This is a genomic window from Oleiphilus sp. HI0123 (assembly GCF_001635315.1).
This window is the reverse complement of sequence record NZ_LWGE01001202.1, coordinates 1-4,792: the sequence shown is the minus strand read 5'-3', so window position 1 is coordinate 4,792 and position 4,792 is coordinate 1. Positions and strand designations below refer to the sequence as shown.

Below are 4,792 nucleotides of genomic sequence, written 5' to 3'. Positions count from 1 at the left end.
GTAGAATTCCAGCCACGATAAATGACCAGACATAGGATCCGGTACTCGCGACTATCGCTCCCGATATTTTGGTCATCACAAAACCGCCTATTCCCCACGAAGTAAACAGAAGGCCATAATTGATACCAAAGGACTTCAAGCCCCACCAACCCTTACAAAAGGCAGGAAAAAGCGCCAGATTGGTACCGTAATTAAAGCCAATAAAGGTCGCCGACAAGACAATAAAGAACGCCATCGCCCCCTCACTAGAGACGACGAATATCGCCAGAAACATATTCAAAGACTGAAGCGCCAGGAAGATTGCCAAGGCAAGGTTTTTACCCATGGCATCAGACACCACGCCAGCAATAATCCGTCCTGAGGCATTACCTACCGCCATGATGGCGACGACGATAAACGCAGCGTTACCCATACTTTGCTTCGCCATCCCAGCCACGCTACCAATCACCATTAGCCCGGCTCCAGCGCCAATAAAATACAGAAACCAGAGTTTCCAAAATGAAGCCGTTTTAATAACCAGTGATGCATCCATGGATCTTTCAGGCTCACTGCGTTGAACCGGTTCCAAGTCTTCTTGCTCTGTTTTGGCAGGCAGTTCTTTAACTACATTCTGATCCGAAGATTCTGGTTCAGCAGGAACATAGCCCTCAGGCGGATTCTTAAGAAAACGGGATAGAATGCTTAAGGCAATAAAGAATGCAGCGCCAAAAAACATCATGGTGCTTTGCAAACCCCACTCACCAACAAGGTAAGAAGCCAAGGGGGCAATATAGACAGGTGCCAAGCCAAAGCCTGCAACGACCAAACCCGCAATAAGTCCGGTCTGCCCGCCGGGGAACCACTTCAGTGCAGGTGGCGTAGCCGAAGCATAACCAAAACCGATACCTGCACCGGTGAGCACACCAAAACCAAGCACCCAAGCTGTATAACTCGTGCTTTGCGAAATCACCAGCAAACCTGCACCCACTAACACGCCACCAATCAGTGCCGTTACCCTGGGCCCTAATAAGTCCTGGCACTTACCCGCCAGAATCATCGTAAAGGCAAACACTAAACAGCAGATGGCATAAGGATCGCCAACCGAAGCTCTGTCCCAATTAAATCCACCGGCACCGCCCGCTTCAATTGATTCAACAATCTTGGATTGATAAATGCTCCAGGTATAAAGCACCCCTAGAGCCAGGTTGATCCCTGTACCCGCGATGGCTACCTTCCACCCCGGATTCTTTAGTATTTCAGACATATCCCTTCCTTATCTCTACGAACATGAAGACCGCCTTTAGGAGGCGAGTGAGATTTTTTTATTGAGTGCTCAATATAGTCTGAGTACGGCAGAAGAAAATGACGGGAGTCAACAGGTGCGTAGATTAGGCTTAGTTTTTGAAAAATTGGAATAGTGCCTAGAGACAAAGATGATCTTGCTCAGCGACTTTGAAACTCTGTTTACAATGTTCAAACGGGCAGTCAAAACTCAGTGATACCGACTGCAATTGCAGATCCCTAACACCCTCAGCTTCCGTGTCACATGATTTACCATATAGCCGGTCGCCAACAATCGGGTAGCCTAAGGAGGAGATGTGTTGGCGAATTTGGTGCTTGCGGCCCGTTAGTAATCTAACGTCAAGTAGGGAATACTCGCCCTTACCTTCAACATAAGAAAACATACTACATGCGGCTTTACCCTCCACAGGGCTATTTACTTCATAGTCTTGCGGGAAGATAGAAAAATCACCGTGCACAATTGCCTGGTAGCGTTTATCAACCCTCCCCTGACTAAACATCTCACTAAAGCATTGCGCAGCTTTTTTACTATGACATAAAACCATTAAACCCGTGGTTGCTCTGTCCAACCGATGGACTAGAAAGACAGGTCGTTCATGGGTATTGCTAAGCTTAGCAAGGTTTACTTCTACCCAACGATTAATACTGGCAAAGTCTCCCCATCGGCTTCCCTGGCAGTTCAGGCCATAGGGTTTGAACCAAATACTGTAATCATAAGCATCATGGATCAACTTTGGTTCAGGGATAGCTTGCCTGAGAACTTCAGCGTTATAATTAAGTTCAAGCTCATCACCAGCCTTTAGCGCCTTACTAGCTCGCCTTAAACGCTGCTTCCCCTTCCCTCGATGCAACCATACAGCGCCTTTTTGCATGGCGTCTTTTATCTTGGCTTGCGAGAGATTCGTATGACTGGCGAGTATCTGGCTTGCCTTAATGTGGCAATTACTTTCATCGAGCGTTAGTTTGAATTCGACTATTTCTGTCACATTATTAACCTTAGATTAAAGACACAATATTAGCGTTTAAGAATGATATTCGCCTTACCCGCCAAATAACGCTCTCGAAAGAGTTTAAAGTATTTATCCAAGCTTTGCGCAGCTTCATGCTCACCCGCCAACTTCAGTACTTCAACACCCACTTCGGCCGTACATAACTGATGATCCTGTGATGCTTCGCGCAGCTGATAATTTGACACCTTTTCAGGGCTAATCCCCAACACAGGAAAAGGCCGAAGATAAGCACTACGAAACATTTTTTTAGCCTCTCGCCAAGTTCCATCTAAGATAATAAATAAAGGCCTCTTGCCATGCACTTGACTCTCTATTTCAACCGGGTTTCGAATACACTGATCAGCTTCTGCATACTCATGAGGAAAGACCACGATAGGAAAGTAATCTGGATTCTCCAATAGATCGCGCAAAGCAGCCTCCTGCTCGGTACGTTGCCACTGGAAAGCATAATTGTCAGGGATAAGATCTGCGATGATGCGTCCGGTATTACTGGGCTTAAATACTTCCCCCTGATAGAGAATAAAACAAAATGCACAAGCAGCCTCAACAACGGGTCGCTCTGCACAGATGCAATGATGCTCAACTAATAGGCATGACGGGCACCTTTCTAACTTGCTACCACGAGCAGAAAAAGGCCGATGTATCTTTTTACTCTGCTCATCTCGTAATTTTGAGACTGCATTAAGGTGCATAACTCTCCGACTTCTTTGCAATTTTAAGGATTCTAATGACTGAATTGTAAACCATAATAAAACACGCACTTAGGCGTTTTACAGGCTGGTCTGCTTAGTTTAACTTTAATGGCATCTTAATTACTTAATAATTCAAACCTTTTTATTAAACGAATCCGCCCTTCCAGATAAGCCAATCACGATTTAGTATCACTCAATTTGACTTCAAGATTTTTCACGTCATTATTAAGCACATGACAAGCTCAGAAACTAAACGCCCTTATCAAATCTCCAATCGTGCTGAATCAACTGCTCAAACTATTTGTGGCCGCGACTGAATTATACCTCTGGAAGTGATGAGGCATGGTTTAAATCAGGGCACTGAACAAACTGACAAAACATTGCTTAAGCTAGTAAAGGCTTGGTAAGTGTGAGAAAACAAAGTTAGATAACTTAATGAATATTAGCGATAAACAGTATGGCCAAGGTGACTCGACCTTTGTTGCCGCAGGCGGTGAACCGGGACTGACACGTTTAGTTGATACGTTCTATTTAATGATGGATACCCTACCCGAAGCACAAGTCATTCGGAAAATGCACCCTGAAGATTTGACTCTATCCCGACAGAAGCTCACCTACTTCCTGGCCGGGTGGATGGGTGGACCGCGTTTGTATATGCAACACTTTGGATCGATTAGCATCCCTAAAGTACATAGCCACCTCACCATAGATAGTGAAGAAAGAGACGCCTGGATGCTATGTATGGAGAAAGCTCTCGACACTCTCGAATACCCAGAGTCTTTCAAAAGCTATTTATTAGAACAGCTATTTAGACCTGCAGAGATGATTCATCAAACCAGCCACAGCAAACATGACGAGGAGCCTTCGTGAGCACAACCCCCTTATCCATTCTCTCCGACCTGGCCACCGACACTCACGTAAAAATCCAGCAAGAGCACGCCAACATTAATCCGGTTGTCGGTGTCAGCAAAAATATGCGAGCTAACGGGATTCCGGCCGACGTCATGACAATTGATTGTCTGAAAAGTGGTAAACGAATCATCTTGATTCTGCATGATGAACAGCCCGAACAGCTTATGTATCAGTTCGCTTACCGAGATAAGGACCCTGATGATGCATTTCAGCAAATCAAGCTGGCAGATATAAGCGTCGACCTACTCTATACCTGGATAGTGGAATACTTCTCTTAGCGGCAAACTTACAGCTCGTAACCCAGGTAAAAGTATACCGAGCTGGCACCATGATCATTGGCACCGTAGCCCAAAGCAACTGGGCCCATTATGGTGTCGGTGCCTAGATAGATACTACCACCATAAATAAGCTCTTCGAGGTCGACTTTCTCATCCTGTCTCCACACATTCCCAGCTTCTGCGCTAAGTCCTACGTATAAGGGCAAACCTGTTTTTCTAATAAAGCCTCCACGTAAGTCGTATTGATAAATCAATGCCATAAAGGCCTTATGCGGCCCGCTCAGGTCTCGCTCGTTAAAACCGGACAGGTTTAAAAAACCACCTAAAGAAGCATTGTTAACACTGTGTTCGCCATCATCTACGAACATCTTATTAAAAGCAGCCTTGCCTACAAAGGCATGGCTATCAATACTAATCGCGCCCTTCCACTCAAAGCCAAGCTGAGTAGACTGGACGCCGAAATCACTTTGCCCTCCATCTTGAAGCGTTACATTATCAGCATCTTCTTCTTTATGAATAAGGGAAAGCTCAATTCGATTTCCTTCTGTTGGAAAGCTGGCACTATTTAAGCTGTCATAACCCAGTTTAAGATAAGCTCCATACGTGTCATAGTTTATCT

Annotated in this window: 6 protein-coding genes; 2 read left to right on the top strand and 4 right to left on the bottom strand. The window is 45.3% G+C overall.

Annotated features, from left to right (window positions below; genetic code table 11):
• The 3 genes from A3761_RS13505 to A3761_RS13495 form a co-directional block, all read right to left on the bottom strand.
• Positions 1–1,243 (bottom strand): OFA family MFS transporter (locus A3761_RS13505; protein ID WP_068750343.1); only part of this gene is annotated, 1,243 nt, incomplete at its 3' end.
• A gap of 157 nt (positions 1,244–1,400) precedes the next feature.
• Entirely contained in the window at positions 1,401–2,267 is an 867-nt protein-coding gene (locus A3761_RS13500) for an RNA pseudouridine synthase (protein ID WP_197470093.1), read from the bottom strand.
• A gap of 29 nt (positions 2,268–2,296) precedes the next feature.
• On the bottom strand, positions 2,297–2,983 hold the full coding sequence (locus tag A3761_RS13495) for a tRNA-uridine aminocarboxypropyltransferase (RefSeq protein WP_068509490.1): 687 nt from the start codon (positions 2,981–2,983) through the stop codon (positions 2,297–2,299).
• Positions 2,984–3,418: 435 nt separating this feature from the next.
• On the opposite strand from A3761_RS13495, the gene A3761_RS13490 reads away from it, so the two are divergent.
• Positions 3,419–3,853: a group II truncated hemoglobin gene (locus A3761_RS13490; RefSeq protein WP_068509492.1), complete on the top strand. Its 435-nt coding sequence runs from the start codon at positions 3,419–3,421 to the stop codon at positions 3,851–3,853.
• The gene (locus tag A3761_RS13485; protein WP_068509494.1) at positions 3,850–4,173 is read left to right on the top strand and encodes a hypothetical protein; all 324 of its coding nucleotides are present in this window, start codon (positions 3,850–3,852) and stop codon (positions 4,171–4,173) included. The genes A3761_RS13490 and A3761_RS13485 overlap by 4 nt, the downstream gene beginning before the upstream one ends.
• An 8-nt stretch (positions 4,174–4,181) precedes the next feature.
• Here A3761_RS13485 and A3761_RS27715 read toward each other — a convergent pair.
• A partial coding sequence (locus tag A3761_RS27715; protein WP_197473045.1) for a hypothetical protein occupies positions 4,182–4,792 on the bottom strand: 611 nt, incomplete at its 5' end.

What these genes read in the sequence shown, in the direction of transcription:
- A3761_RS13495 (WP_068509490.1), bottom strand. Translation starts at nt 2,983, where the DNA reads ATGCACCTTAATGCAGTCTCAAAATTACGAGATGAGCAGAGTAAAAAG.
- A3761_RS13490 (WP_068509492.1), top strand. Translation starts at nt 3,419, where the DNA reads ATGAATATTAGCGATAAACAGTATGGCCAAGGTGACTCGACCTTTGTT.